General features: G+C 63.8%; 1 protein-coding gene. It reads left to right on the top strand.

Annotation, left to right across the window (positions count from 1 at the left end; all coding sequences use genetic code 11):
• Positions 1-492: molybdopterin cofactor-binding domain-containing protein (locus tag EN742_RS37215; protein WP_148670628.1), on the top strand; the 492-nt coding region annotated here is incomplete at both ends.

The following is a 492-nucleotide window of genomic DNA, read 5'->3' as shown; positions in this document are numbered from 1 at the left end:
CTCCTGGCGCGCGCCGCCAAACGGCCCGTGCGCGTAACCTCGACACGCGAGGAGGATTTTTCCGGCTACAGTTCGCGGACCGACCAGCATCAGACCATCAGGGTCGGCGCGACCAAGGACGGCAAGCTTGTCGCTGTCGAGCAGACGATCGTTTCCGACGCCGGCGCCTATCTGTCGCACAGCGCGACGACATCGATCGTCAACATGCAGAAGACGCTCGGCCTGCTGCGTTGCGACAACATCCGCGGTCGCTTGACCGTCGCCTACACCAACACGCCGACCACCAGCGGTTTCCGCGGCTACGGCAATCCCGAGGGCGCGTTCGTCTTCCAGCAGGCGCTGGATCTGCTGGCCGAGAAGATCGGCATGGACCCGATGGAGTTCCGGCTGAGAAACCTCAAGCAGGTCGGAGATCCAAGCTGCTTCGTGCCGGCGGTTCTCGAGCATACCAAGCTCGAGGAATGCATTCGCCTGGGAGCGGAGCGTTTCGGC

Origin of the sequence: Mesorhizobium sp. M4A.F.Ca.ET.020.02.1.1 (genome assembly GCF_004022645.1) — a bacterium.
Taxonomy (GTDB): Bacteria; Pseudomonadota; Alphaproteobacteria; order Rhizobiales; family Rhizobiaceae; genus Mesorhizobium.
This window is presented reverse-complemented; position numbering and strand designations above follow the sequence as displayed.